26 protein-coding genes and 1 riboswitch are annotated in these 25923 nt (G+C 62.9%); of the genes, 13 read left to right on the forward strand and 13 right to left on the reverse strand.

The window, feature by feature from the left end:
• The first annotated feature begins 66 nt into the window (after positions 1 to 66).
• Genes VH564_RS06085 through VH564_RS06100 form a run of 4 tightly spaced genes read left to right on the forward strand, consistent with a single transcriptional unit; the run spans position 67 to position 3764 of the window.
• Positions 67 to 840 (forward strand): GntR family transcriptional regulator, encoded by a 774-nt coding sequence (locus VH564_RS06085; RefSeq protein WP_423338921.1) that lies wholly within the window; start codon positions 67 to 69, stop codon positions 838 to 840.
• On the forward strand, positions 837 to 1862 hold the full coding sequence (locus VH564_RS06090) for an SIS domain-containing protein (RefSeq protein WP_423338922.1): 1026 nt from the start codon (positions 837 to 839) through the stop codon (positions 1860 to 1862). Before VH564_RS06085 ends, VH564_RS06090 begins: the two co-directional genes overlap by 4 nt.
• Positions 1862 to 3016, forward strand: a complete 1155-nt coding sequence (gene nagA / locus VH564_RS06095) for an N-acetylglucosamine-6-phosphate deacetylase (protein ID WP_423339386.1) — start codon at positions 1862 to 1864, stop codon at positions 3014 to 3016. The genes VH564_RS06090 and nagA overlap by 1 nt, the downstream gene beginning before the upstream one ends.
• 19 nt (positions 3017 to 3035) lie before the next feature.
• A complete protein-coding gene (locus VH564_RS06100) occupies positions 3036 to 3764 on the forward strand; it encodes an SIS domain-containing protein (protein WP_423338923.1) in 729 nt (242 codons plus the stop codon).
• Between the two features lie 112 nt (positions 3765 to 3876).
• Here the strand turns inward: VH564_RS06100 and VH564_RS06105 are convergent, their stop codons facing one another.
• From VH564_RS06105 to VH564_RS06120, 4 genes are all read right to left on the reverse strand, one after another.
• Complete coding sequence (locus VH564_RS06105; RefSeq protein WP_423339387.1) at positions 3877 to 4278, reverse strand: response regulator; 402 nt, start codon at positions 4276 to 4278, stop codon at positions 3877 to 3879.
• A 201-nt stretch (positions 4279 to 4479) separates the two neighbouring features.
• Positions 4480 to 6306, reverse strand: a complete 1827-nt coding sequence (locus VH564_RS06110) for an ABC-F family ATP-binding cassette domain-containing protein (RefSeq protein WP_423338924.1) — start codon at positions 6304 to 6306, stop codon at positions 4480 to 4482.
• A 3-nt stretch (positions 6307 to 6309) separates the two neighbouring features.
• Complete coding sequence (locus VH564_RS06115; RefSeq protein WP_423338925.1) at positions 6310 to 6960, reverse strand: thiamine diphosphokinase; 651 nt, start codon at positions 6958 to 6960, stop codon at positions 6310 to 6312.
• 70 nt (positions 6961 to 7030) lie between these two features.
• Entirely contained in the window at positions 7031 to 7555 is a 525-nt protein-coding gene (locus VH564_RS06120) for a MarR family winged helix-turn-helix transcriptional regulator (RefSeq protein ID WP_423338926.1), read from the reverse strand.
• A gap of 114 nt (positions 7556 to 7669) precedes the next feature.
• Between VH564_RS06120 and VH564_RS06125 the strand changes: the two genes are divergently transcribed.
• From VH564_RS06125 to VH564_RS06145, 5 genes are all read left to right on the forward strand, one after another.
• Positions 7670 to 9211, forward strand: coding sequence for an MDR family MFS transporter (locus VH564_RS06125; protein ID WP_423338927.1), 1542 nt, complete (start codon positions 7670 to 7672; stop codon positions 9209 to 9211).
• Between the two features lie 71 nt (positions 9212 to 9282).
• Positions 9283 to 9399, forward strand: a riboswitch (TPP riboswitch).
• Positions 9400 to 9447: 48 nt separating this feature from the next.
• Positions 9448 to 10476: a thiamine ABC transporter substrate binding subunit gene (gene thiB, locus VH564_RS06130; protein WP_423338928.1), complete on the forward strand. Its 1029-nt coding sequence runs from the start codon at positions 9448 to 9450 to the stop codon at positions 10474 to 10476.
• 10 nt (positions 10477 to 10486) lie between these two features.
• Positions 10487 to 12121, forward strand: coding sequence for a thiamine/thiamine pyrophosphate ABC transporter permease ThiP (gene thiP / locus VH564_RS06135; RefSeq protein WP_423338929.1), 1635 nt, complete (start codon positions 10487 to 10489; stop codon positions 12119 to 12121).
• Positions 12118 to 12831, forward strand: a complete 714-nt coding sequence (locus VH564_RS06140; protein WP_423338930.1) for an ATP-binding cassette domain-containing protein — start codon at positions 12118 to 12120, stop codon at positions 12829 to 12831. Before thiP ends, VH564_RS06140 begins: the two co-directional genes overlap by 4 nt.
• Before the next feature lie 291 nt (positions 12832 to 13122).
• The gene (locus VH564_RS06145; protein WP_423339388.1) at positions 13123 to 14637 is read left to right on the forward strand and encodes a M48 family metalloprotease; all 1515 of its coding nucleotides are present in this window, start codon (positions 13123 to 13125) and stop codon (positions 14635 to 14637) included.
• Positions 14638 to 14695: 58 nt separating this feature from the next.
• Here the strand turns inward: VH564_RS06145 and VH564_RS06150 are convergent, their stop codons facing one another.
• The 5 genes from VH564_RS06150 to VH564_RS06170 all read right to left on the reverse strand — a co-directional run bounded on the left by VH564_RS06150 (position 14696) and on the right by VH564_RS06170 (position 20960).
• The gene (locus VH564_RS06150; RefSeq protein WP_423338931.1) at positions 14696 to 15559 is read right to left on the reverse strand and encodes an RNA polymerase factor sigma-32; all 864 of its coding nucleotides are present in this window, start codon (positions 15557 to 15559) and stop codon (positions 14696 to 14698) included.
• Between the two features lie 344 nt (positions 15560 to 15903).
• Entirely contained in the window at positions 15904 to 16473 is a 570-nt protein-coding gene (locus VH564_RS06155) for a CarD family transcriptional regulator (RefSeq protein ID WP_423338932.1), read from the reverse strand.
• A gap of 359 nt (positions 16474 to 16832) precedes the next feature.
• Complete coding sequence (gene fdxA, locus VH564_RS06160) at positions 16833 to 17171, reverse strand: ferredoxin FdxA (protein WP_423338933.1); 339 nt, start codon at positions 17169 to 17171, stop codon at positions 16833 to 16835.
• Between the two features lie 198 nt (positions 17172 to 17369).
• Positions 17370 to 17774, reverse strand: coding sequence for an RNA-binding S4 domain-containing protein (locus VH564_RS06165; RefSeq protein ID WP_423338934.1), 405 nt, complete (start codon positions 17772 to 17774; stop codon positions 17370 to 17372).
• Positions 17775 to 17777: 3 nt separating this feature from the next.
• The gene (locus tag VH564_RS06170; RefSeq protein WP_423338935.1) at positions 17778 to 20960 is read right to left on the reverse strand and encodes a helicase-related protein; all 3183 of its coding nucleotides are present in this window, start codon (positions 20958 to 20960) and stop codon (positions 17778 to 17780) included.
• 444 nt (positions 20961 to 21404) lie between these two features.
• Here VH564_RS06170 and VH564_RS06175 point away from each other — a divergent pair, with 444 nt between their 5' ends.
• From VH564_RS06175 to VH564_RS06185, 3 genes are all read left to right on the forward strand, one after another.
• Positions 21405 to 21560 (forward strand): DUF3309 family protein, encoded by a 156-nt coding sequence (locus VH564_RS06175; protein WP_423338936.1) that lies wholly within the window; start codon positions 21405 to 21407, stop codon positions 21558 to 21560.
• Positions 21561 to 21609: 49 nt separating this feature from the next.
• Complete coding sequence (locus tag VH564_RS06180) at positions 21610 to 21861, forward strand: YMGG-like glycine zipper-containing protein (RefSeq protein ID WP_423338937.1); 252 nt, start codon at positions 21610 to 21612, stop codon at positions 21859 to 21861.
• Between the two features lie 192 nt (positions 21862 to 22053).
• Positions 22054 to 22197 carry a hypothetical protein gene (locus tag VH564_RS06185; protein ID WP_423338938.1) on the forward strand — a complete coding sequence of 48 codons (144 nt, stop codon included), beginning with the start codon at positions 22054 to 22056 and terminating at the stop codon, positions 22195 to 22197.
• A gap of 98 nt (positions 22198 to 22295) precedes the next feature.
• On the opposite strand, the gene phbB is transcribed toward VH564_RS06185, so the two are convergent.
• Together phbB and VH564_RS06195 are read right to left on the reverse strand one after the other, a co-directional pair.
• Positions 22296 to 23021 (reverse strand): acetoacetyl-CoA reductase, encoded by a 726-nt coding sequence (gene phbB, locus VH564_RS06190; RefSeq protein WP_423338939.1) that lies wholly within the window; start codon positions 23019 to 23021, stop codon positions 22296 to 22298.
• 67 nt (positions 23022 to 23088) lie between these two features.
• Positions 23089 to 24270, reverse strand: coding sequence for an acetyl-CoA C-acetyltransferase (locus VH564_RS06195; protein WP_423338940.1), 1182 nt, complete (start codon positions 24268 to 24270; stop codon positions 23089 to 23091).
• Positions 24271 to 24504: 234 nt separating this feature from the next.
• Between VH564_RS06195 and phaR the strand changes: the two genes are divergently transcribed.
• Entirely contained in the window at positions 24505 to 25077 is a 573-nt protein-coding gene (phaR, locus tag VH564_RS06200; protein WP_423338941.1) for a polyhydroxyalkanoate synthesis repressor PhaR, read from the forward strand.
• A 43-nt stretch (positions 25078 to 25120) separates the two neighbouring features.
• Here phaR and VH564_RS06205 read toward each other — a convergent pair whose 3' ends face one another.
• On the reverse strand, positions 25121 to 25525 hold the full coding sequence (locus tag VH564_RS06205; RefSeq protein ID WP_423338942.1) for a hypothetical protein: 405 nt from the start codon (positions 25523 to 25525) through the stop codon (positions 25121 to 25123).
• Positions 25526 to 25661: 136 nt separating this feature from the next.
• On the reverse strand, positions 25662 to 25847 hold the full coding sequence (gene rpmF / locus VH564_RS06210) for a 50S ribosomal protein L32 (protein ID WP_111219506.1): 186 nt from the start codon (positions 25845 to 25847) through the stop codon (positions 25662 to 25664).
• Positions 25848 to 25923 lie beyond the last annotated feature (76 nt).

Raw genomic sequence — 25923 nt, forward strand, 5'->3', positions numbered from 1 at the left:
GCGCTTGGCCGGTTTTTTCACGTCGACACTTGCAAATTGGTTCTACATAGGTTCTAGTCTGGATCTATGGATAGAACCAGTTTGATCGTTGAGCTGAATGGCCGGGGCCTACGCGATGCGGCGGCCAGCGGTCCGCTGTACAAGCGGCTGGCGCTGGCGCTCGCTGGCCTCGTCCAGGAAGGCCTGCTGAAGCCGGGGGCAGCCCTGCCGGCCGAGCGCGATCTCGCCGAGGCCCTGCAGCTCGGGCGGGTGACGGTGCGCAATGCCTATCGCGACCTCCTGACCTCGGGCACGCTGGAATCCCGCCATGGCAGCGGCACCTTCGTCTCCCAGAAGGTCGAGCGCATGGAGCAGTCGCTCTGGCGCCTCTCGTCCTTTTCCGCCGACATGCGCTCACGCGGCCGCTCGCCGGCGGCGCGCATCCTGTCGCGCACCGTCTCCGAGCCCTCCCCCGAGGAGACCTTCCTTCTGGCGCTCGGTGTCGACGAGCCGGTGCTGCGTCTGGATCGGTTGCGGCTGGCCGACGGCCTGCCGCTTGCCATAGAACGCTCCGTCATTCCGACGAAATTTCTGGCCGAGCAGGCGGCCGGCGAAGGCTCGCTTTATGACGCCCTGACCGCCAATGGTTTTCGGCCTGTGCACGCCCTTCAGCGCCTGACCGCCGTCACCCTCGACCCATCATCGGCGACGACGCTGAACGTCCAGGCGGGGGCCCCGGCGCTGCTGATCGAGCGCATCTCGCGCCTGGCCGACCAGCGGATCGTTGAATACACAAGATCGCATTATCGCGGCGACGCCTATGACTTCGTTGCCGAGCTGAAAATTGGAGATGACCTATGACGCAATCCCTGATGCTAACCGAAGCCGGCCAGTCGCCGGAGGTCGTGGCTGATCTGCTGGACAAGGAGCGGCCGGTCTTTGCCGAGATCGCAAGACTGTTCTCGACGGCGAGACCCTCGGTCATCACCACGGCGGCGCGCGGCTCCTCGGATCACGCTGCCACCTTCTTCAAATATCTGTTCGAGATTTCCTGCGGCGTGCCGGTCGCCTCGATCGGACCGTCGATCGCCTCGGTCTACGGCGCGCCCCTGCATCTGAAGGGCGGCGTCCACTTCACCGTTTCGCAATCCGGCGGCAGCCCTGACATCATCGCGCTGCAGGCAGCCGCGAAGACGGGCGGCGCAACAACCATCGCCGTCGTCAACGTCACCGACAGCCCGCTCGCCCAGCAGGCCGACATCGTTCTCGACCTGCATGCCGGACCGGAGAAGAGCGTCGCCGCCACCAAATCGTTCATTACGGCCGTTGCGGCCTTGTCGGCCGTGACAGCCGCGATCGCCGACAGCGGCAGCTTGCGGGACGGATTGTCGCGGCTGCCGGAAGCGCTGGCGGCGACGGCGGGTATCGATGGGGCGGCGGCGGAAGATGTGCTGTTCGGCGCCAGCTCGCTCTATACCGGCGGTCGCGGCCCGGCCTTCGCCATCGCGCTGGAATCGGCGCTGAAGGCCAAGGAAACCTCCGGCCTGCATGCCGAGGCCTTTTCGCTGGCCGAACTGATGCACGGACCGATGCGGCTGGTGCAGCCCGGTTTCCCGGTCATTGCCTTTGCCCCCGATGACGCAGCCTTTGCCAACAACGCCCAGGCACTGGAGCGGTTGGCCAAGCTCGGCGCAACCGCCGTATCCTTCTCGACGACACCGCTGCCGGGCGTCAACCTGCGCATGCCGTCGACCGGCAACGGCCTCTTGGACCCGCTGGTGTCGCTGCTCTGCTACTACCGCCTGATCGAACAGGTCACCCGTCGCAAGGGTTTCGACCCTGACAAGCCTGCCAATCTTCTGAAGGTCACGGAGACGATGTGATGGACTATACCGTCTTTACCGGCGCCCGCATCTTCGACGGCGAGCGCTTTCACGAAGACAGCGCGCTGGTCGTCGGCGACGGCCGGGTCCAGGCGATTACGTCGTGTAACGACCGGCCGGAAGCAGCCGAGCATGTCGAGCTTGATGGCGGCGTGTTGTCGCCCGGTTTCATCGATGCGCAGGTGAACGGCGGCGGTGGCCGGCTGTTGAACGAGGACCCGACACCGGAATCGATGTATGTGATTGCCGATGCCCATCGGCGCTTCGGCACGACCGCCCTGTTGCCGACGCTGATCACCGACGTCGGCAGCGCAACCACGCACGCGATCGAGGCCGCGATCGAGGCGGTGAAGGGCGAACGTGGGGTGGTGGGGCTGCATCTCGAAGGCCCGCACCTGTCTCCGGCCCGCAAGGGTGCGCATCTGCCGGAGCTGATGCGGCCCGTCGAGGATAGCGACGTCGAGAGCTTCATCCGGGCGCGCGAGGCGATCGGCACGCTGCTGGTCACCATCGCCGCTGAACAGGTCACCCCGCGACAGGTGCAGGCGCTGAACGAAGGCGGCGTCATTGTCAGCCTTGGCCATTCCGATTGCTCGGCCGATGAGGCCGAAGCGCGCTTCGACGCCGGCGCGAGGGGTGTCACCCATCTGTTCAATGCCATGAGCCAGCTCGGCCACCGTACCCCCGGCCTGGTCGGGGCGGCGCTCGACCACCCGCTCGCCTGGTGCGGCATCATTGCCGACGGCCACCATGTCGATCCGCGCGCCCTGCGCATCGCCCTGCGCGCCAAGCGCGGCGAGGGAAGGCTGTTCTTCGTGACAGACGCCATGCCGCTTGTTGGCTCCGACGCCAACAGTTTTGAACTGAACGGCCGCACCGTCTATCGCAAGACGGGCGACTTCTGCTCGAAGATCGTGCTGGCCGACGGCACATTGGCCGGCGCCGATATCGATATGGCCTCGACGATCCGCTACGGCGTCGGCATGCTCGAGCTGCCGCTGGCGGAAGCCTTGCGCATGGCGACCGCCTATCCCGCCCGCTTCCTGCGGCTGGCCGACCGTGGCCACCTGTCGCCGGGTGCCCGCGCCGACCTCGTCCACATCAACGACGGGATCGAGGCAACTGCCACCTGGATCGGCAGCAAACCCGCCTGACATTTCTGGAGATGCTGCAATGACCGCGATCACAGATGCCTATTTCCTCGAGGTCATCGCCCGGATGGAGGCGTTGCGCCAGTCGCTTGCCGAGCCGATGGCCAAGGCCGCCCGCGTCATCTGCGCGGCCGCGCGCTCGGATCGGCGAGTCTATATCTTCGGCACCGGCCATTCGCACATGCTGGCCGAGGAGGTGCATTACCGGGCGGGTGGCCTTGCAATCACAATTCCGGTGCTGGTCGGCTCGGCGATGCTGCATGAGGGCGCGGTCATCAGCTCGGTCTACGAGCGCACCGAAGGGCTGGTCCGCCCGGTGCTCGAGCGCTACCGGATGGAGCGCGGCGACGTGCTGATCATCGCCTCCAACTCCGGCGTCAACGCCGCGCCGACGGAGGCGGCCGATTATGGCCGCGAGATCGGCGCTACGGTCATCGCCATCACCTCGCTCGCCTACTCCACGGCGATTGCCAACGGCCGCAGGCGGCTGGCTGATCTGGCCGATATCGTTTTCGACAACGGTCTGCCGCCGGGCGATGCGCTGGTGGACCTGCCCGGCAGCGACATCAAGGTCGGCCCGGCCTCGACGGCCATCGGCGCAACGCTGCTGAATGCCATTTTTGCGGAAGTCGCCGCCAGATTGTCGGATGAGGGCGATCCGCCGGTCTACCGCAGCGCCAACATGCCGGGCGCCAGGGACATCAACCAGGCGCTCGTCAGCAAGTACAGGCCCCGCAACCCGCATTTGTAACCTGCGGAAACGGTAATAGGCCGAAGACCGGGTCTCGGCGCGCTCGGGAATTAAGACAGCATGCTATGGAATTAATCCGGCCTGTTCTGAAGCCGGACAAATGTCATCGCGATCAGGCGGCGAAGACCTGCATGTCGGATGGCACGGCTGCCAGCTGGCCCGAGATGCGGCGGAGCGCATATTTCAGCGTCTGCGCAACCATTCCAGGCTGCACAGGCTTGCGCAGCACGCCGAGCGTGCCTGCAATGCCACCGGCAACGGCTTCCGGATTGGCGGTCATGAAGATGACGGCTATGCCGTATTGCTCCGCAAGCATACGGCCGATGGCCGGACCGGTTGGGCCGTCGGAAAGATTGACGTCGACCAGAGCGATGTCAGCATAGGGTGCGGCGGCCATGGCCCTCGCCATGCTGTTGGCGACGCCGGCAACCTTCAGCCCGTTGCTTTCCACCATATATTCGAGGTCGAGAGCAATCAGCATCTCGTCCTCCACGATCAGAACCTTCTCGTCCATCACTCAAGACCTCCAGCAGGCTGGCAAAGGCATAAGCCCTACCGCGTCAGCCCTACGATACAGCTACATCGCCTGGCGCCGTAAGTTGTCGCGCTCGCCACGTCGAAATCGCATGGTCAATGTACCGCTACGGCAATGGTTCCATTCGAGATAACGAATACTGCTCGGATCGCGTGCGGCGTGTTCAACCGCTTGCGGCCGTTATCCGCCCATCTGCTCGCGCAGCGTCTCCAGCTCGAGCCATTCCTCTTCCATCTTCGTTACCTTGGCCCGGAGCTTTTCCACTTCCTTGGCAAGCGCGTTGAACGTTGCCGGGTCCTTGGAAAACAGCTTCGGATCGGACATTTTCAGTTCGCGCGCGGCGATCTCGGCCTCGGCCTTGGCGATTTCCTTCGGAATGTTTTCGAGCGCGTAGGTCTGCTTGAAGGAGAGCTTCGCCTTGCCCTTGTTGCCGCCCTGGCTGCCGTTTGAGCCGCCGGAGGTCCGCGCCTTTTCGGCCTTGGCCGCCTTGCGCAATTCGTCGGCAACGCCCTTGCGCTGTTCCAGCATGTCGGTATAGCCGCCGGCATATTCGATCCAGCGGCCATCGGGCGCATCGGGGTTCATGGGCGCGATGGTCGATGTCACGGTGCGGTCGAGGAAGTCGCGATCATGGCTGACGAGGATGACGGTGCCGGCGAAGCTGGCGACGGTTTCCTGCAGCAGGTCGAGGGTCTCGATGTCGAGGTCGTTGGTCGGTTCGTCGAGGATCAGAAGGTTGGTCGGCCGCGACAGGATGCGGGCGAGCATCAGCCGGGCGCGCTCGCCGCCCGACAGTTTCCGGATCGGCGTGCGGGCCTGTTCCGGCGCGAACAGGAAGTCCTTCATGTAGCCGGTGACATGGCGCTGCTCGCCGTTGACGATCAAGCTTTCTCCGCGTCCGTCGGTGAGATAATGGGCCAGCGTTTCTTCCGGGTCGAGATCCTCGCGCTTCTGGTCGAGCGTGGCGATCTCGAGATTGGTGCCGAGCTTGATCTTGCCGCTGTCGGGCTTCAATTGGCCGGTCAGCATCTTCAGGAGCGTGGTCTTTCCGGCGCCGTTCGGACCGACCAGGCCGATGCAATCGCCTCTGTGGACGCGGATCGAGAAGGGCGCGACGATGCTGCGCTCGCCATAGGTCTTGGTGATCAGCTCGGCCTCGATCACCAGCTTGCCGGATTCCTGCACGTCGGAGATATTGGCGTTGACCGACCCCTGCGGACCCTTGTGGCCGCGATAGTCGGCGCGCATCGTCTGCAGATCGCCGAGGCGCCGCATGTTGCGCTTGCGCCGCGCGGTCACGCCATAGCGCAGCCAGTGTTCTTCCCGCTCGATCTGCTTGCCGAGCTTGTGCTGTTCCAGCTCCTCCTGTTCCAGCACCTGGTCGCGCCAGGCCTCGAAGAAGCCGAAGCCCCTGTCGAGGCGACGCGAGGTGCCGCGATCGAGCCAGACGGTGGCTGTCGAGACCTTTTCCAGGAAGCGACGGTCATGCGAGATGACGACGATGGCGCTGCGGGTTTTCTGCAGCTCGCCTTCCAGCCATTCGATGGTCGGCAGGTCGAGATGGTTGGTCGGCTCGTCGAGCAGCAGGATGTCAGGCTCCGGCGCCAGCACGCGGGCGAGCGCCGCCCGGCGCGCTTCGCCGCCCGACAGGCTGTTCGGGTCTTCCTCGCCTGTCAGGCCCAGATGCGACAGCAGGTAGGTCAGGCGATAGGGATCGTCGCCCAGCGTCAGGCCTTCCTCGGCATAGGAGAGCACCGTCTTGTGGTCACCGAAATCAGGTGCCTGCTCGAGATAGCGGATCGTCGATGAGGGATGACGGAAAACCTCGCCGGACTGGGCTTCGACCATGCCGGCCGCGATTTTCAGCAGCGTCGACTTGCCGGAACCGTTGCGGCCGACCAGTGAGATCTTGTCGCCGGGCTCGACCTGGAAGTTGGCGCCAGCCAGCAGCGGCGCACCGCCGAAGGAAAGAAAGATGTCGTCGAGTTTCAGAATGGGAGGGGCCAAGGGTCAGACTCCGGAAAGGTCATAGGGGCGGGCAAGGACGATGGCCCTGCCGCTCGAAAGCGAGAAGGTGACCGCACCTTCCGCCACATTGGAAATGGTGCGGGATGCACCGAAGGGCAAATGGAAACCGGCGAGCGGATAACGGGCATTGGCGATCGACAGCCCCTCGAGGGCGTCGAAGCCGGAGACGGAGAACAGGCTGCCGGCCGGCAGGTCGAGTTGTAGCTCTCCCGCAATGAGCGGCACCGCTTCCTCCTCGCCTGATGTCAACAGCATCGAGAAGCCCTGCTCCGCAAGATGGACGCCATAGAGCAGCAGCGCCAATGCATGATCGGAGCGCTCCCCGCCCAGGGCGCCAGCGAGCACCAGGCGCCGGGCACCGCGGCGGATCGCCTCCTCGATGGCGATCTCGCCGTCCGTCTGGGCCTTGGCCGCCGGATAGGGCTGACGGGGCACGTCGGGGAAGGCAAGGCCGAGGTTTGCTGACGTGGAATCGAAATCGCCGACCCACAGCTCCGGCATCACGCCGAGCGCCTGCGCATGGCGCATGCCGCCATCGGCTGCGATGAAGCGGCTATCCGCGACCGCAGCTTTGAGCCGCTCGGTCAGGTGCAGCGCCCCGCCGAGCAGGATCGTGAAGGTGGATGAGGTCATGGGCAAGCCCATAGCGCAAACACGGGTCGATAGGGAAGAGCGGCAGCCCGTCATCGGCGAAATGAGGGGTTCAGTCCTCCGATTCGCGGTAGCGGGCCTTGAACGCCTGCTCGAAGCCGCCGATGAACTGGTCGAACAGCCGCGAGAACAGTTCGAGGTCCGCCTCCGACCAGTCGCCGACGATGTCGCCGATCAGCGCCCGCTTCTGCGCCTGCACTTCCGCCAGAAGCCGCTGGCCAAGCGCCGTCATGACGACGACGATGCGCCGGGCATCCGCCTGCGAAGCCTTTCGGCGCAGCACGCCGCGCGTCACCATCTCGGCAACGATGCGGCTCGCCCGTGACGGATCGATACGCATGATCTCGGCGACCGAGCCGACAGTCACTTCGCCAGCGGCCTCTGCCCGCCTGACGGCATCGAGCACGTCGAGATGCGACAGTTCCAGGTCCGGCGCCACGTTCTGGATCGCCAGCCGGCTGATCATCCGGCGGCCCGTCATCAGGCGCATGCGCGTCATCACCTGGCCGATCCGCAGGATCATCTCCTCCTGCGTCGCGTCTGAAGCCGGCTCTTCTGTCTTCACAACTGATGTCATCTAGCCAATGTAACAGCTCCTCTCGGAAAATTGAACATGCAGAATGCATTAAAGTGCTCTTGACAGATATATGCTGTTAGCACATATGTCGGTCATTCTCGCTGGATACTCATCATGGACATGCAAACCACGCCTGCGCCCCTCGTGACGGATCCCCGTCGGCGGCTGATCCTCTATCTATTCCTGATGGTCGCCATGTTCATGGCGATGCTCGACAACCAGATCGTCTCAACGGCGCTGCCGACCATCGTCGGCGAGTTCGGCCATCTCGAGCGCTTTGGCTGGATCGGCTCGGCCTACCTTCTGTCGCTGAGTGCCGTCATGCCGGTCTACGGCAAGCTCGGCGATCTGTTCGGCCGCAAGTATGTCATGATCACGGCCATCGCCATCTTCACCGTTGGCTCGGCCATCTGCGGCCTCGCCGTGTCGATGAACACCCTGATTGCCGCCCGTGTCCTCCAGGGGCTGGGCGGCGGCGGCATCCTCGTGTCAATCTTCTCGATCAATGCCGACCTGTTCGAACCGCGCGAACGGGCCCGCTACCAGAGCTATTCGAGCCTCGTGCTGATGGCGTCAGGCGCCATCGGCCCGGTGCTCGGCGGTACGATGAGCGACCTGTTCGGCTGGCGCTCGATCTTCCTGGTCAACATTCCGATCGGCTTTATCGTGCTCGCCGGTCTCATTACCATGCTCCCCTATCGCAAGCCCGCGCGCAAGCCACGCATCGACTATGCTGGCGCCATCGCTCTGGCCATGACGACCACCTGCATCGTGCTCGCCGCCGACGGAACGCAGCTGTTCGGCTCGCTGCTGTCGCCGGGCGTGCTTGGCATCATCGGCGTCGGCATCGTCTGCGCCGTCGCCTGGGTCTTCATCGAGCGCCGCGCGCCGGAACCGATCGTGCCGATGCAGTTGTTTCGCAACCCGACCTTCGGGCTGCTACTGATCACCTCGCTGACCAGCGGCGCCGTGGCCATCGGCATGGTCAACTATTTCGCGCTGTTCCTGCAAACGACGACGGGACTTTCGCCTTCCGTCGCCGGCCTGCTGTTCATTCTTCTGACCGGCGGCATCGTCTGCGGCTCGCTGTCGGCCGGACGGCTGATCTCGGCCACCGGCCGCTACAAGCCCTTCGCCATCGGCAGCGCCGCCTGCAGCATGATTGCCTTCGCGGCGCTGTCGCAGGTGCATGCCGGCACGCCGGTCTACCTGATCGGCGCGCTGATGCTGCTGCACGGCATCGGCATAGGCCTTGCCCAGCAGGTGCCGGTCATCGGCATCCAGAACGCCGCACCCAGCCGCGACATCGGCGCCGCCACGGGTGCCGTCACCCTGTCGCGCATGGGCGGCGCCTCGATCGCCATTTCCATTTACGGCGCCATTATCGGCTCTAGTTTGCTGCATGTGGGCCTGTCGATCCCCGGCATCGCCAATATCGAGGAAGTGACCCCGAAAATGATGGCGAGCCTGCCGGAGGCCACCCGCGAGGCCGTCGCCGAAGCCTACGCCGCCGCCTTCAACCCGCTGTTCCTGACTGCTGCCGGCATCTGCCTCGTGGGCCTGGTGACGGCGATCTGCCTGAAGAACGTCCAGTTGCCGGGCGCGACCGCCATCCAGAAGGTCGATCCGTCGGCTGCCGCCCATGCCGCTGAGTAACGAGCCATAAGCACGCTACCAATAGGGGAAACGCCCTCTTGCCATCGGCCGGCCGCCCGGCTACATCTCTCGTCGCTCTAACGGGGTGCCTTATGTCCATCAGGACATCTGGCTGAGAGGCCTTCACCGGCCAACCCGCGGAACCTGATCCGGTTAACACCGGCGGAGGGATTAGACGCGCGAAAATCATAGCGCCTATTCTCCGTGACAACACCAACCAAGGAGGAGGCGCTGCAATGCCCACCCGATCACTGACGACATGGATGGCCGGCCTGATTCTGGCGGCCGGCGCGAGCCTTTTGACCGCAACCGCCAGCCAGGCGGCCGACAAGACGCTCACCGTCTATACCTATGAGAGCTTCACCGCCGACTGGGGCCCCGGCCCCAAGGTCAAGGCCGCTTTCGAGAAGACCTGCAGCTGCACCGTCAACTACGTGGCCGTCACCGACGGCGTCGCCCTGTTGTCGCGCCTGAAGCTCGAGGGCAAGGACACAAAGGCCGACGTGGTCCTCGGTCTCGACACCAATCTCGTCGACGAAGCCAAGGACACCGGCCTGTTCGAGCCCGCCGGTATCGACACATCCGCCGTGAAACTGCCCGGCGACTTCAAGGACGATGTCTTCGTGCCCTATGATTACGGCCACTTCGCCGTCGTCTACGACACCCAGACCATCAAGAACCCGCCGAAGAGCCTGAAGGAACTGGTCGAGGGCGATCCCACCCAGAAGATCGTCATCGAGGATCCACGCACATCGACGCCCGGCCTCGGCCTTCTGCTCTGGGTAAAATCCGTCTATGGCGACAAGTCGGCGGAAGCGTGGAAGAAGCTGAAGGGCCGCATCCTGACGGTCACCCCCGGCTGGTCGGAAGCCTATGACCTCTTCACCAAGGGCGAGGCACCGATGGTGCTCTCCTACACGACCTCGCCGGCCTATCACATGATCGCCGACAAGACCGACCGCTACCAGGCGGCATCCTTCTCGGAAGGTCATTACATCCAGATCGAAGTGGCAGGCCTGACGAAGACGTCCAAGAACCAGGAGCTCGCCCGCGACTTCCTGAAATTCATGATCACCCCCGGCTTCCAGGATATCATCCCCACCAACAATTGGATGATGCCGGTCTCCGCCACCTCGGAGCCGCTGCCGGACGCCTTCGGCAAGCTCGTCGTGCCGACCAAGACTTTCCTGATGAGCCCGGCCGAGGTCGACAAGAACCGCAAGGCCTGGATCGACGAATGGCTGACCGCCACCAGCGGCAACTGACAAAGCCTGGATGCTGACGGCACCCGAGCGAAAACAGGCACTGACCGGTGGGGCAATCAGCCTTGCCGGCATCCTGCTGTTTATCGGCCTTGCCGTCGGCGCCCTGCTCGCCGCCGGGATCGAGGCGACGGACAGTGCGCCGCTACTCGATCCCTATCTTCTGCGCATCCTGCGCTTTACCCTTCTCCAGGCTGTTCTCTCCACCTTGCTTTCGGTGGTCTTGGGCATCCCGATCGCCCGGGCACTGGCCCGCCAGCCCCGCTTTCCCGGCCGCCTCTGGATGATCCGGCTGATGGCGGTGCCGATGGGCCTGCCGGTGCTGATCGGCGCCATGGGCCTGCTCGGCATCTGGGGCCGGCAGGGCATCGTCAACGGCGCGATGCAGGCGCTGGGTCTGGCGCAACCGGTCAGCATCTACGGCCTGTCCGGCATTTTGCTCGCCCACGTCTTCTTCAACCTACCGCTGGCCGTGCGTCTGATGCTGCCCGGCCTCGAACGCGTCCCGCCGGAATACTGGCTGGTGGCCTCCGGCCTCGGCATGCGGCCAGGCTCGGTCTTCCGCTTCATCGAATGGCCTGTGCTGCGAGGCCTCATCCCGGGCATTGCCGGACTGATCTTCATGCTCTGCGCCACCAGCTTCACCCTGGTGCTGATGCTCGGCGGCGGACCGGCGGCAACCACGATCGAGGTCGCCATCTACCAGTCGCTGCGGTTCGACTTCGATCCCGCCCGTGCCGTCGCGCTGTCCCTGCTGCAGATCGCCCTCACCGGCGGCGTGCTTGCCGTGATGGCGCTGCTGCCGGCACCTGCGGACGCCGGAGTGTCCAGCGGTAGGCCGCCGCGCCGCCTCGACGGTCAAAGTCCGCAGGCCCGTTTTGCCGACGGAGCGCTGCTGGTCGGCGCCGCACTCTTCGTGGGCCTGCCGCTGGTCTCCGTCGTCTCCCATGGCCTGGAAGCCGATCTTAGCAAGCTCGTAACCCAACCGGTCTTCCTGCAGGCGTTGCTGACAAGCCTCGCCATCGCGCTTGCCGCTGGGATGCTCGCCGTCCTCGCCGCGCTGGTGATCGTGCGCGCCCGCTATGCCATCTCCTCCAGGCGGCGGGCGAACCTCGGCCTGCGGTTTTTCGGCTCGACGCTGGGGGCGGTCTCGTCGCTCGTGCTCTTGGCGCCCCCGATCGTGCTGGCAACAGGCTGGTTCATGGCGCTGCGACGGTTTGGCGATCCGACGCAGTTCGCGGCAAGCCTCATCGTCTGCATCAACATGCTGATGGCGCTGCCCTTCGTCATCCGTGTCGTCGAGCCGGCCTTTGCCATTCACACCCAGCGCACCGGCCGGCTCTCCGCCAGCCTCGGGCTCACAGGCCTGTCGCGCCTGCGTTTCGTCGACTGGCCGGGGCTGCGCAAGCCGCTGCTGACGGCTCTGTCCTTTGCCATGGCACTGTCGCTGGGCGACCTCGGCGCTGTTGCGCTGTTCGGCTCCGGCGATCTCGTCACCCTGCCCTGGCTGGTGTATAGCCGGCTCGGAAGCTACCGTACCAACGACGCGGATGGCTTTGCCCTGCTTCTCGGCATCCTTTGCCTGCTGCTGACGGTGGCCGGAACCGCAGGCCAGGGAGAGCAGCGCGAGAAAGGCAACACACCGTGACGTCTCCTTCCGATCTTGTCCTGTCTGAGGTGCGGCTGCGGCTGGGCAGCCACGATTTCGCCTTTGACTGCACCCTGCCGGAGGGGCGGATCATCGCCGTCACCGGACCGTCCGGTTCCGGCAAGACGACCTTTCTCAACCTGCTCGCCGGCTTCGAGACCGCCGACAGCGGCAGCATCCGCCTTGCCGGCGTCGACGTGACGGCGATGAGCCCTGCGGACAGGCCGGTATCGCTGGTGTTTCAGGACAACAACCTCTTTGCCCATCTCGATCTCTTCACGAATATCGGCCTCGGCCTGAACCCCGCCTTGCGCCTAGACGCCAACGACCGGCGCCGCATTTCCGAGGCGCTCGAGCGGGTTGGCCTGCCAGGCTTCGAAAAGCGACTTCCCGCCACGCTGTCCGGCGGCGAGCGGCAGAGGGCGGCCTTTGCCCGAGGGCTGATCCGCGACCGGCCGATCCTGTTGCTGGACGAGCCCTTCGCAGCGCTCGACCCGAGCTTGCGCGCCGGTATGGTCGATCTCCTCCTTGAACTGCACAGGGAAAGCCGAAACACGGTTCTGATCGTCTCGCACGATCCCCGCGAGGTCCGGCAGCTGGCCGACCACGCGCTCTTTATCGAGGGCGGGAAAATTGCCCTTTCCGCGCCGATCGACGTCTTCCTGGACACCACGGATCTGCCCGCTCTGCAGCGATTCATGCAGATTTGAGGGAGCTGCCGCGCGGGCGCTCGACTTTTGCCGTATTTTACGTGTTGCACGGCAGGGAATATCCGCAGCATGCTTGCCAAAATGCAACGACGCCACAATTAAGCAGAGTCTCGCTATGCAACAATGGCCGAAATCAGCTAGAGCAAAGAATGCAGACTATCTAAAAAATGGGCCCGACAGTCGGGATGGATGCAGAGTTTGAGCATGCGGGAAAACGATCAGCAGGATCCGAATACCCGCCTATCCGAAGACGAGACGAGCGGAACCGAAATCCTGAAACAGCCCCAGCGCATGGAACGATCGGCAAGACGCTTGCGCCAGACCTGGACGCGCGGCGCCGTGGTGTCGTGCCGGCGCTTTGCCCTGCTGCTGGCGGCGGCAACGGTGCTGAACAGCTGTCAGTCGCTGATGGACCAGACCTATCAGCCGAACGTGTCGCCATCGGCCAATCCGCAGATCGTCTCGGAAGTCCAAAAGAACGACCCGCGCGCCCAGATGGGGGCCCGCGAACATCCCCGCATCGTCGCCAGCTACGGCGGTGAATACAAGGATGCCAAGACCGAGCGACTGGTCGCGCGCATTGCCGGCGCGCTGACCAGCGTGTCTGAAAATCCGCAGCAATCCTATCGCATCACCATCCTCAATTCCCCGGCGATCAACGCCTTCGCGCTGCCCGGCGGCTATCTCTATGTGACGCGCGGCTTGCTGGCGCTGGCAAACGATGCCTCCGAAGTGGCTGCCGTGCTCTCCCACGAGATGGCCCACGTCACCGCCAACCACGGCATCGAGCGACAGAAGCGCGAGGAGGCTGAGGTCATCGCCAGCCGCGTCGTCGGCGAGGTTCTGTCCAGCGATATCGCCGGCAAGCAGGCGCTGGCACGCGGCAAGCTGCGCCTCGCGGCCTTCTCGCGCCAGCAGGAACTGCAGGCCGACGAGATCGGCATCCGCACGCTCGGCCAGGCCGGCTACGACCCCTATGCCGCGGCGCGTTTCCTCGATTCGATGGAAGCCTACAGCCGCTACCAGTCGGCCAACTCAGACGCCGACCAGAGCCTCGACTTCCTGTCAAGCCACCCGAGCACGCCGCAGCGTATCGACCTTGCTCGCGAACATGCGCGTGAGTTCGGCGAGCAGGGCAAAGTCGGCGACAACGGCCGCGACTACTATCTGAACGGCATCGACGGGCTGCTCTACGGCGACAGCCCCGAGGAAGGCTATGTCCGCGGCCAGGTCTTCCTGCACGGCGGTCTCGGCATTCGCTTCGAGGTGCCGCCGGAATTCCGGATCGACAACAAGGTCGAGGCGGTGCTGGCGACGGGTCCGGGCGATATCGCCGTTCGCTTCGACGGCGTCGCAGATCCGCAGAACCAGACGCTGACCAACTATATCTCAAGCGGCTGGGTGACGGGCCTCGACCCGGCGACGATCCGGCCGCTGACGGTCAACGGCATGGAGGCGGCGACAGCCCGTGCCTCGGCCGACCGTTGGGATTTCGACGTCACAGTCATCCGGGACAAGTCGCAGATCTTCCGCTTCCTCACCGCCGTGCCGAAGGGCAGTGGGGCGCTGGAGCAGACCGCCGAGGTCCTGCGCGCCAGCTTCCGCCATATCACGCCGGCGGAGGCCGCCTCGCTGAAGCCGCTGCGCGTGCGCGTGCTGACGGTCCAGCAGGGCGACAACATCACCACGCTTGCCTCGCGCATGATGGGCACCGATCGCAAGCTCGATCTGTTCAAGTTGATCAACGCCCTGCAGACCGGCTCCTCGGTGTCGCCAGGCGATCGCGTCAAGATCATCTCGGAATAGCAAAAGGCGCGGCCATTGCGACCGCGCCCTGCAAAATGTCTTATCGATTTGTGGCGCCTCAGGCGAACGCCGCCATGTGCGGGTCGGCGACGACAAGCGCACTGCGCAGCTTTTCGATGGCGCGGCTTTCGATCTGGCGGACCCGTTCCTTGGAGATGCCGAGGTCGGCGCCGAGCTCTTCCAGCGTCGCACCGTCTTCGGCAAGGCGGCGGGCGCTGATGATCTTCATCTCGCGCTCGTTGAGATGCGTGAGGGCCGATGCCAACCACTTGCGGCGACGCTCGCCGTCGATCATCGAGGTCACCTGCTCATCCGGCAGCGGCTCGTTGCTGACCAGGAAATCCATCCGTTCGGCGCTGTCGGAATCGCCAGAGATCGATGGCGCCTGCAGCGATGCGTCGTTGCCGGACAAGCGGGCATCCATCACCTGGACGTCGTTGAGGCTGACACCGAGGGCCGCGGCAATCTCCTGGTGGATCGACTGCACGGTCAACTGCGTGTCGCCCTTGGCGAGCTTGGCCCGCAGACGACGAAGGTTGAAGAACAGCGCCTTCTGCGCCGAACTTGTGCCGCCACGGACGATCGACCAGTTGCGCAGGATATAATCCTGGATCGAGGCACGGATCCACCAGCTGGCATAGGTCGAGAATCGCACTTCCCGCTCCGGCTCGAACCGCGCTGCGGCTTCCAGCAGGCCGACATAGCCTTCCTGCACCAGATCGCTCATCGGCAGGCCGAAGTTGCGGAACTTGCCGGCCATCGAGATCACAAGGCGCATATGGGCCGTTGCAATCTTGTTGCGGGCGCCACGGTCGTCGTTTTCCTTCCAACGGAGCGCCAGAGCATGTTCCTCGCCACGCTCGAGATAGGGGGCTGCCATTGCCATCTTAATCATGCGCCGATCTGCAGACATGGTCGTCATATCATTCTCCCTAATGTCGGCGTCGCGCCGGAAGCAGAAAAAGCAAAACCGTTTCCGCGCAGGGGGCTGCGCGGATGACATTCAGCGTTCTTGAACCGGGGCTTGAAGGAATGAGCCCCGGACACTCGTCGAGATTTCGTTAGGGGTTGTCAGATCGATGCGGCGAACTATCTACTGTCTGAGAGACACAAAAGTCCGAGGTTGGGCGCATGATCCGGTCCCTTGTTGGTGGACACGGCAGGTCCTCTGCCGAAGATACATGCGATAAACGCCATTAAAAAAGAAAAGTTCCAAAGAAAAACCCGGCACAGGGCCGGGTTTTTGAAAAATGCTGCCTATATGGTTTAGGCCGCTTCGTCCTGCGACTCATCCTCTTCCAGAACCTTGCCGCGCTTCGGTCCCTTGTTGAGGTTGGTCTCGACAATCCGCACCGCTTCCGTATCCGAAAGGCGATTGACGGCAGCGATTTCGCGGGCCATCCGGTCCAGCGCCGCTTCATAAAGCTGGCGTTCGGAATAGGATTGCTCGGGCTGGTTCTCGGCACGATAGAGATCGCGGACAACCTCAGCGATGGAAATCAGATCGCCGGAATTGATCTTGGCATCATATTCCTGCGCCCGACGTGACCACATGGTGCGCTTGACCCGGGCCTTGCCCTGTACGACCTTCAAGGCGCGCTCGACGAAATCGCTTTCGGAAAGCTTGCGCATGCCGATACTCATGGCTTTCGCCACCGGAACCTTCAAACGCATCTTGTCCTTTTCGAAATCGATGACGAAAAGTTCAAGCGTCATGCCAGCCACTTCTTGATCTTCAATCGCGGTGATCGTACCTACGCCGTGGGCGGGATAGACGATCGATTCGCCGGTCTTGAAGCCGTGGCGCACTGAAGGTTTCTTCTGTTGGGTCGTCATTCTTATCAAAAACTCCCTGTTATGCACCCGGCGAGCGCCGAGGCCGGGTCAGTCAGGCCCGGATGAGACGGTAAACCGTCGGGGTGACTACAAGCTGGTCCAACGAAGGCGCAGAAAAAAGATCCGTTCATCGCGATCCCTGACCCGACAACTCATAATGTTGATATGTCAAGGAAACCGCGCGCGGATTGTTTGGTTGCATTCGTGGTGAAAAGAAGCATCGGGATGCCTCAATGGATCAGTTCTTAGACGTTACCACAAAAATCTGAGGAAATCAATAATTTGCTTTGCCGTGCCGCATTTGCACACGGCACGAACGCAAAGTTTGATTCGAGGCATCGCCCGATCGGAGATGGGATTTAGTCGCCGGAGCCAGGGTTGGCCGAGAAGTACTTCTCGAACTTGCCGGTCTCGCCATCCATCTCCTTGGCCTCGGCCAACGGCTCGCGTTTGACGGTGATATTGGGCCAGATCGCCGCATAATCGGCGTTGATCTTCAGCCACTTGTCGAGGCCCGGCTCGGTATCCGGCTTGATCGCCTCGGCAGGACATTCGGGTTCGCAGACACCGCAGTCGATGCACTCGTCGGGATGAATGACGAGGAAATTCTCGCCTTCATAGAAGCAGTCGACGGGGCAGACTTCGACGCAATCGGTATATTTGCAACGTACGCAGTTGTCGGTCACGACATAGGTCATGATGCACTCCAGGATTTTTCACATTGTCCGGGGACGCACGACCTGGAACGTCGCGACTTCCTTCGGGTGCCGACACGATCTGCTCCCGCATGGATAAGCAGCCGGCCGGTTGTCTGAGCAGGTTGCTCGTCAAGTATCGGCTTTGCCCGCGAATTTCAAGAATAAACAATTCGCAAGTCCGGGCCAGATGGCCGCAGTCTATTCGTCGTCGGACATCAACCGATCGATTTCGCGCCGTTCTCGCTTGGTCGGTCGCCCGGTGCCGGGGTCGCGCAGAGCCTGTTCGAACGGCGTCAGCTTCTTGGTCTCGTCGGGGGGCAGCGTCAGATCCTCATAAAGGAGCTTTGCCTCCTCGAAAGGTCCGCGTCGATCCCCCGGCAGACGGACAACGAGAATGATGTCCCGTCGTTCCAGTGTGAGCTCGACCTTGTCGCCGGGCCTGATGCCGTGGCTCGGCTGGATGATCCGCTCGCCGTTGATCCGCACATGGCCCTTCATCACGAAAGCCTGTGCCAGCGAGCGGGATTTCAGCATGCGGGTGAAGAACAGCCATTTGTCGATGCGCTGTCGCGAACCGCTGGAGACCTGTCTCTCATCCGCCATAGCCTACTTCTTCATCTGCTCCTTGAGCGCAGCCAGCTTGGCGAAGGGCGAATCCGGATCCATCGGCTTCTCCTTGCGGGGAGGCTTCGCCTCGAAGCGCATGGGCTGCGGCGCGGGACGGTTGTTGCGGTCGTTGCGATCTCCGCCACGGTCGTTGCGCTCGTTGCGATCGCCGCCGCGGTTATCGGGACGCTTGCCCTGCTGGGGCGGACGACCACCCTCCTTGCCGCCGCGTGGGCCGCGATTGTCCCGGCCTTCGCGTTCGCCCTGCGGCTGATCGCCGGAGGGACGACGGTTGTTGTTCGGCTGCGCCTGCGCCTGATCCTGTCCCTGACGGGCACCCTGCTGTCCACGGCGATCGCCCTGGCGCGGCGCTGGGCGCTGATTGTCGTTGCGGCCACCCAGGCGCCACAGCAGCACCGGCTTCGGCGGCTCGACGGCAACCACCTCTGCGGCAGAATTTGCGTCCGTCGCCTCGGCGTCGGCTTTGCCTTCGGTCGAAGCAGCAGCTTCCGGCTCGGCAGCGGGGGCTTCTTCGGCAACCGGAGTTGCGGCTTCGGCCTCCGGCGCGCTGGCCACCGTCTCGGCCGGCTCGGCATCCGTGACCTCGGCGCCAGGCGTCTGCTCGGAGGTCGTGGCGGCGTCGCCATCGACGGCTGCGGGCGCTTCGGCAGATGCCACGGGCGCAGCAGCAGCCGGGACATCCTGCTTGCTGAGATGGCCTGCAGCTTCTTCCGCCGGCACCGCATCGGCGCGATAGCCGAGACCCTTCAGGATCTCTTCCATGTCGTCGAGCGTTGCGCCGAGGATCGACAGCATTGCCGTCGTCGTCGTGAAGCGACGGCCGTCATAGGCACCATCGGGGCGCGACGGCTGGCCCGGCTTCCACTGCAGCAGCGGCCGGATCAGGTCGGCGAGACGTTCGAGGATGTCGATACGCACGGCGCGCTTGCCGAGGAAACGGAAGCCGGCGAGCTTGTAGAAGGTACGCTCATAGGTCGAATCCGTCACCACGGAGGTGCGGCCGGCGGCCAGCACCGGAATAAGGTCACCGTAGCCAGGCTTGTCGATGCCGTCATTCTTCAGCGCCCAGAGCAGGGTGATGAGTTCGGCCGGAGCCGGCTTCAGCAGGGCCGGAACGAAGATGTGGTAGGCGCCGAAGCGGATGCCGTAGCGGCGCATCGAGGCGCGCGCGTCCTGATCAAGCGACTTCACTTCTTCCGTCACGTCGCGGCGGAACAGCACGCCGAGATTCTCGACGATCTGGAACGCCAGACCCTTGGCAAGGCCATGCAGGTCCTCGGCGCGCGAGAGATCGTCAAGCGGCTTCAGCACGGTCGAGATGTGATGATTGACGAAGCGCTCGATGCGGGCTGCGACATGGTCACGGGCGTGGCCGGTCAGCTGCTCGTCGGCGAGCAGGATGACGCGCGGGCGCATGATATGATCGCTACCGGTCAGTCGGGCGACGGGATCGCCGAGCCAGCGCACCGTGCCATCGGCACTGATCGCCAGGTCGCCATTGCCGGCCGCATGCATGCGGGCCGCGCGCGCCTCGAATTCCAGACCAAGCGCTTTGAGCGACGCGTTCTGCACGGCCTTGGCGTCCGGACCGTCGGTGCCGCCAATGGGAGAGAACCGGAAACCGGTCAACTGCCCAACATGATGCCCTTCGACGAAGACATCTCCATTTACACTGATTTCAGCTTCCAGCATCGCATTCTCTCTCAGGCGCTTCATGAGCACAGATGTCCTGCGATCAACAAAGCGGTTCGTCAACCTTTGATGTAACGCGTCGGACAATCGATCTTCGATTTCCCGCGTCTTTTCTTGCCAGTGTGTCGGATCGGCAAGCCAACCGGGCCGATTCGAAACATAGGTCCAAGTTCTTATCTGCGCGATTCGCGCCGAAAGCGTGTCGATCTCGCCATCGGTACGGTCAGCGCGCCTGACCTGCTCGGCCATGAAATCCTCGTTCACCGTGCCATGCTGCACGAGATCGGAAAACAGGGCCGAAATCAGATCGGCGTGTTGGGCAGGTGTGATACGCCGATAATCCGGCAATGCACAGGCTTCCCATAATTTTTCTACACGCGCCCTTCCGACGGCGAGACGGGCAACTTCCGGATAGCCGGTCAGTTGCTCCAATGCCTGCTGGTCGACGGAGGGCAGCGAGCGTGTCAGGCCATGGACGCGCGGCGCCGCATCGAGGCTGAGCTTCAACTCCGCAACCGAAGAAAAATCGAGATCCTTGGTGCGCCACTGCAGCACTTTGACATTGTCGAACTGGTGGCTCTCGATGCGGCGCACCAGATCGGAATCGAAGGGATCGACCTGGCCGGTCACCCCGAAGGTGCCATCGCGCAGATGACGGCCGGCGCGGCCGGCGATCTGGCCGAGTTCGCCGGGATTGAGATGGCGGAACTGGTAGCCGTCGAATTTCCGGTCCTGGGCAAAGGCGACGTGATCGACGTCGAGATTGAGGCCCATGCCGATCGCATCGGTGGCGACCAGATATTCGACATCACCGTTCTGGTAGAGCTCGACCTGCGCGTTGCGCGTGCGTGGGCTGAGGGCGCCCAGCACCACGGCGGCGCCGCCGCGCTGGCGGCGGATCAGCTCGGCGATCGCATAGACCTCGTCAGCCGAAAAGGCGACGATGGCGCTGCGCTGCGGCAGGCGGGTGATTTTCTTCTGGCCGGCATAGGCAAGATGAGAAAGCCGTGGCCGCTCGACGACGGTGATGCCCGGCAGCAGGTGTTCGAGGATCGGCCGCATGGTACCGGCACCCAGCAGCAGGGTCTCGTCGCGGCCGCGCAGATGCAGGATACGATCCGTAAAAATATGGCCGCGCTCGAGATCGCCTGCCAGCTGAACTTCATCGATGGCGACGAAGGAGGCGCGCGTTTCGCGCGGCATGGCCTCGACGGTACAGACCGAATAGCAGGCGTTCGGAGGCGCGATCTTTTCTTCGCCGGTGAACAGGGCAACATTCTTGATGCCCACCTTTTCAACGAGACGGGTATAGACTTCGCGCGCCAGCAGCCGCAAAGGCAGGCCGATCATGCCATTGCCGTGCGCGACCATGCGCTCGATGGCGTAATGGGTCTTGCCGGTATTGGTCGGTCCGAGCACCGCGGTTACACCGCGACCGCTCAAAATCATGGGCTGCGAAGTCAGGGTCATATGTCCATGCAAGATGAGGCGCAGCAGCCTTCAGGTTCAGGAACGCTTCGATGAAGCTCCACACAGATGACGAGCATACGTGGCAAACGCAAGGCCCGTGAGCAAAAACAATCTCGATCCCGCAACCACCGCCAGTATTGGAGGGCTGCGCAGCCGCATCGCCGAGCCTATGAATGCACAGGAACAGCCAAGGAACAAAGCGGCGACGAATCAGTGACTCCTGTGGATTCACCCTTCGTTCCAGGCTGCATGGTGGCTGATGCGCGCCCCGAGAGGGTCGCCTCGGCACCCTGCCCCATCTCTTTTCTTGCGCCTGACGGGCTTACGTTGGCGCAGGCGCCTTGATGGTCGTCAAAGCAAATATTTGAAGAGACAAGCGGAACAAGTTTCCGTGAGTCGCGTTGCTAGGGTCAGTGAAATCGACTGGAGTGAAGGGAACAGACCATGCTAGGCACAATCTTACTCGTTGTACTGGTTCTTCTATTGATTGGTGCTCTGCCGAACTGGGGCTATAGCAGCGGTTGGGGCTACGGTCCTTCCGGTGGCCTTGGTCTCGTCGTGGTCATTATTCTCGTTCTTGTCCTGATGGGACGGATTTAGTTCGTAATATGTGTTAGACCGTTCCGGTCCATTAACTAGGGAGCAAGACATGAAAAAAATCATTATCGCAGTCGCACTTATCGGCACGCTCGCATCGTGCACGCCTGAAGAGCGCGGCACGGCCATTGGTGCCGGCACCGGCGCGGTTATCGGCGGTGCTGTCACCAATAGCTGGGGAGGCGCAGCAGTCGGCGCAGTCGCAGGCGGCCTCGTCGGCAACCTGATCGGCCACTCGGAACGCCGCGGCTACTGCGTCTATCGCGACCGTTATGGCCAGCGTTACGAAGCACGTTGCCGCTAAGCTTCGGCACAAGCATTGGAATTGGGCGCTGCGGCGCCCTTTTTCATGGGCGCTTTCGGAGGGCGGCACGCCGTTGACGACGAAGTGAACGGTAGCCCCTTTCATTTCCCATCCGCTGTACCGATATACCTGGAACACGAGCAATACTGCCCGTTCCCTGATGGGATACTCGCTGAAAGGAGTGGCTGCTTCATGGTTGAGTTGGTCACAGAAATAGCAGCGATTGCCTCGATCGCAGTCGCCGCCGCCGTCACTACCGCCGCCGTATTGTCCAACCAGCGCAAGGAGCGCAGTCGCGTGCTCGTGCCGGTTCGCTCGAGAAACGGCCGCCGCTGAGCCGTTTGCAGGGAGAGCGTTTCTAGGAAAACGGAAACGCTCAGGCTCCTGACCTCGATGTGCTCGGACGTAAATCCCAGCCTACTCGGTGAAATCTCCTAGGCGAAATACTGACCGCCATTGGCGGATATCGTAGATCCCGTGATGAAACCGGCGTCGTCGGCAACGAGAAAGACGACGCAGCGCGCGATCTCTTCCGGGTCTCCCAGCCTGCCGACCGGGATCTGCGGCAGTATCTTCTCTGTCATGACCTTTTCAGGCACCGTCAGCATCATGTCCGTCGCGGTATAGCCGGGGCAGATCGCATTGACGGTGATGTTTTTCGAGGCGCCCTCCTGGGCAAGCGCCTTGGTAAAACCGATGTCGCCCGCCTTGGCAGCGGAATAATTGGCCTGGCCCATCTGGCCCGTCTGCCCGTTGATCGATGAAATATTGACGACACGGCCGAAATTACGCGCGCGCATGCCTTCCCAGACCTGGTGCGTCATGTTGAAGAGGCCGTTGAGGTTGGTGTTGACCACCTCATGCCATTGCTGCGGCGTCATCTTGTGGAACATCGCATCGCGGGTGATGCCGGCATTGTTGACGAGAATCTCGACCGGCCCGACATCGGCCTCGACCTTTGCGACGCCTTCGCGACATGCCTCGTAGTCGGTAACGTCCCAGCGATAGACGGAAATACCCGTCACGGTGTGGAAGGCATCGGCCCGCTCGTCGTTACCGGCATAGGTTGCAACGACCCTGTAGCCGGCATTGCGCAGCGCCATGGAGATCGCTGCGCCGATACCGCGTGTGCCCCCGGTGATAAGTGCCACCCTGCTCATGATACGTCCCCCGTCTGGCCGCCCAAAATGCAAGCCGCGTCGTCAATACAGCACGGCACCGGATGGATCAAAATGCTTCGATGCACATTGCCACGCCCATGCCGCCCCCGATGCACAGGGTCGCGAGACCCTTGTTTGCACCGCGGCGCTTCATCTCGAACAACAAAGTGGTCAGAATACGGGCACCGGATGCACCGATGGGATGGCCGATGGCAATCGCGCCTCCATTGACGTTGACGATAGCGGGATCGAAGCCCAGTTCGCGGCTGACGGCACAGGCCTGGGCGGCGAAGGCCTCGTTGGCTTCCACCAGATCGAGATCGCGCACCGTCCAGCCTGCTTTTTCCATCGCCTTGCGCGAGGCCGGGATCGGCCCGGTGCCCATGATCTGCGGATCGACGCCCGCCGTTGCCCAGGAGACGATACGACCAAGCGGCGCGATGCCGCGGCGCGATGCCTCCGCTTCGCTCATCAGCACGGTCGCCGCCGCGCCATCGTTGAGACCGGATGCATTGCCGGCCGTGACCGTGCCATCCTTGTCGAAAACCGGACGCAGACGCGCCATGCCTTCGAGGGTCGAGCCGGGGCGGATGTACTCATCGCTGTCGACGATGATGTCACCCTTGCGCCCGGCAATCGTGAAGGGCACGATTTCGTCGCGGAATCGGCCTGCGGCCTGCGCTGCCTCGGCTTTGTTCTGTGAACCAACAGCGAATTCGTCCTGGTCATGGCGCGACAGCTGGAACTGGCGGGCGACATTTTCCCCCGTGATACCCATGTGGTAGCCATAGAAGGCATCGGTCAGGCCATCCCTGATCATCGTATCGATCATCGTCATGTCGCCCATCTTGGTGCCGGATCGCAGATGCGCTGCGTGCGGCGCCATCGACATCGATTCCTGGCCGCCGGCAACGATGATGCGAGCATCGCCCATGGCGATCTGCTGCATGCCGAGCGCGACGGCGCGCAAACCCGAGCCGCAGAGCTGGTTGACGCTCCAGGCGGTGGCTTCCTGCGGCACGCCGGCCTTCATCGCCGCCTGGCGCGCCGGGTTCTGGCCCTCGGCCGCCTGCAGCACCTGACCAAGGATGACTTCGTCGATTTCAGCCGGATCGACGCCAGCGCGCTCGACCGCGCCACGGATCGCCGCGGCTCCGAGCTCATGGGCCGGCACGGCTGCGAAGGCGCCATTGAAGGCGCCGACCGGCGTGCGTGCTGCACTTGCGATAACGACGGATGGTTGGCTCATAAGATCCTCCTCGATGCTAGGCCGGCGGGGGAGAAACTGTCAAAGCCGCGGGGGCAAGTCAAACGACAAGACTTCAACCCGACATCTTTTCTCTCTGCCTCACAAAACCGAAAAAACCGACTGCGGGAAAGGGATTGCCGCAGCGCACAAAGCGATTGTCACCGGGCTTCCTTTCCGTCTACACTCTCTGGTGGAGGAGTATCCATAAAATCAGACGGGGTTAGGAGACTGATAATGGCAAAAAACGAGGGCCAGGTTCTCATAAAGAAATACGCCAATCGCCGACTCTACAACACAGGCACCAGCACCTATGTGACGCTGGAAGATCTGGCCGAGATGGTGAAGAAAGGGGAGGAGTTTACGGTTCAGGACGCCAAGAGCGGCGACGACATCACCCATGCGGTGCTGACGCAGATCATTTTCGAACAGGAATCGAAGACGGGCAACACGTTGCTGCCGATTTCCTTCCTGCGGCAGCTGATCGGCTTCTACGGCGATCAGATGCAGATGGTGGTGCCGAGCTTTCTCGAGCACTCGATGAAGTCCTTTACCGAGCAGCAAGTGCAGATGCGCGAGCAGATCGGCCGCGCCTTCGGCGAAACGGCACTTGCCAAGAATTTCTCGCTGCCGATCCAGATGGTCGAGGAACAGGTGCGTCGCAACACGGACATGTTCCAGCAGGCCATGGAGATGTTCTCGCCCTTCATGAAGGCGCCGGTCAAGGAAAGCCGCAAGGCCGAGGCGCGCGACATCGACGAGCTGAAGGAGCAGATGAAGGCGTTGCAGGCCAAGCTCGACAGCCTGTGATCCAAAAACAGGCCGCAGTACGCCTTTCAGGCTGCGGCCTTGTTCACAGCCCGATCGACACGTCCCGTCCAGCGGTCCGGATGGAGACGGCGAAGCCGCCGATGACATCGATGAAGGCGGTGGTCATCAAGATGAAGAAAATCTGCGTCGCGGCATCCCGCACCAGCAGGAACTCCACCAGGAAGGCGATGAAGACCAGCATCGACAGCATGTGATTGCCGAGCGAGCCGACGTTGCGGGTGGCCTTCAGGATCTCGAAAAACAACAGAACCAATGCGATCACGATGAAGAGGTCGCCGAGCGCCATGCTCCACATCGCCCCCGACAGCATCGACAGGACGATGACGTCGTTGCCGAGCGCGCCAATCCCGCCGCCGCCCATCAAGCCGACCATGGCGAGATTGTAGAGCACGAAAGGGATAACCATCAGCGGGAAAGCGGCAATCATGATCGGCAAACTCCATCGGGGATGAACAGCTGTGCCGCACTCATAGCGCATGTCGTATCGGTTTGAAACCTAAGCGTTCAAAAGCAAAAAGGCCGGCCAATGGCCAGCCTCAATACTGAAATCGCGAAAGCAAAGCTTATGCGGATTCCTTCGGCGTCAGAACCTGACGGCCGCGATACATGCCGGTCTTGAGATCGATGTGATGCGGGCGGCGCAGTTCGCCGGAGTTCTTGTCTTCGACGTAGGTCGAGGTCTTGAGCGCATCAGCCGAACGGCGCATACCGCGCTTGGACGGGCTTGTTTTTCTCTTCGGTACAGCCATTTTCGTTACTCCACTGTGCGGATAGACATGACAACGGCCAGCCAGGCGGCCGAAACGACATGCAATCGATTTCGGA

Source organism: Rhizobium sp. HT1-10 (assembly GCF_049472505.1).
Taxonomy (GTDB): Bacteria; Pseudomonadota; Alphaproteobacteria; order Rhizobiales; family Rhizobiaceae; genus Rhizobium.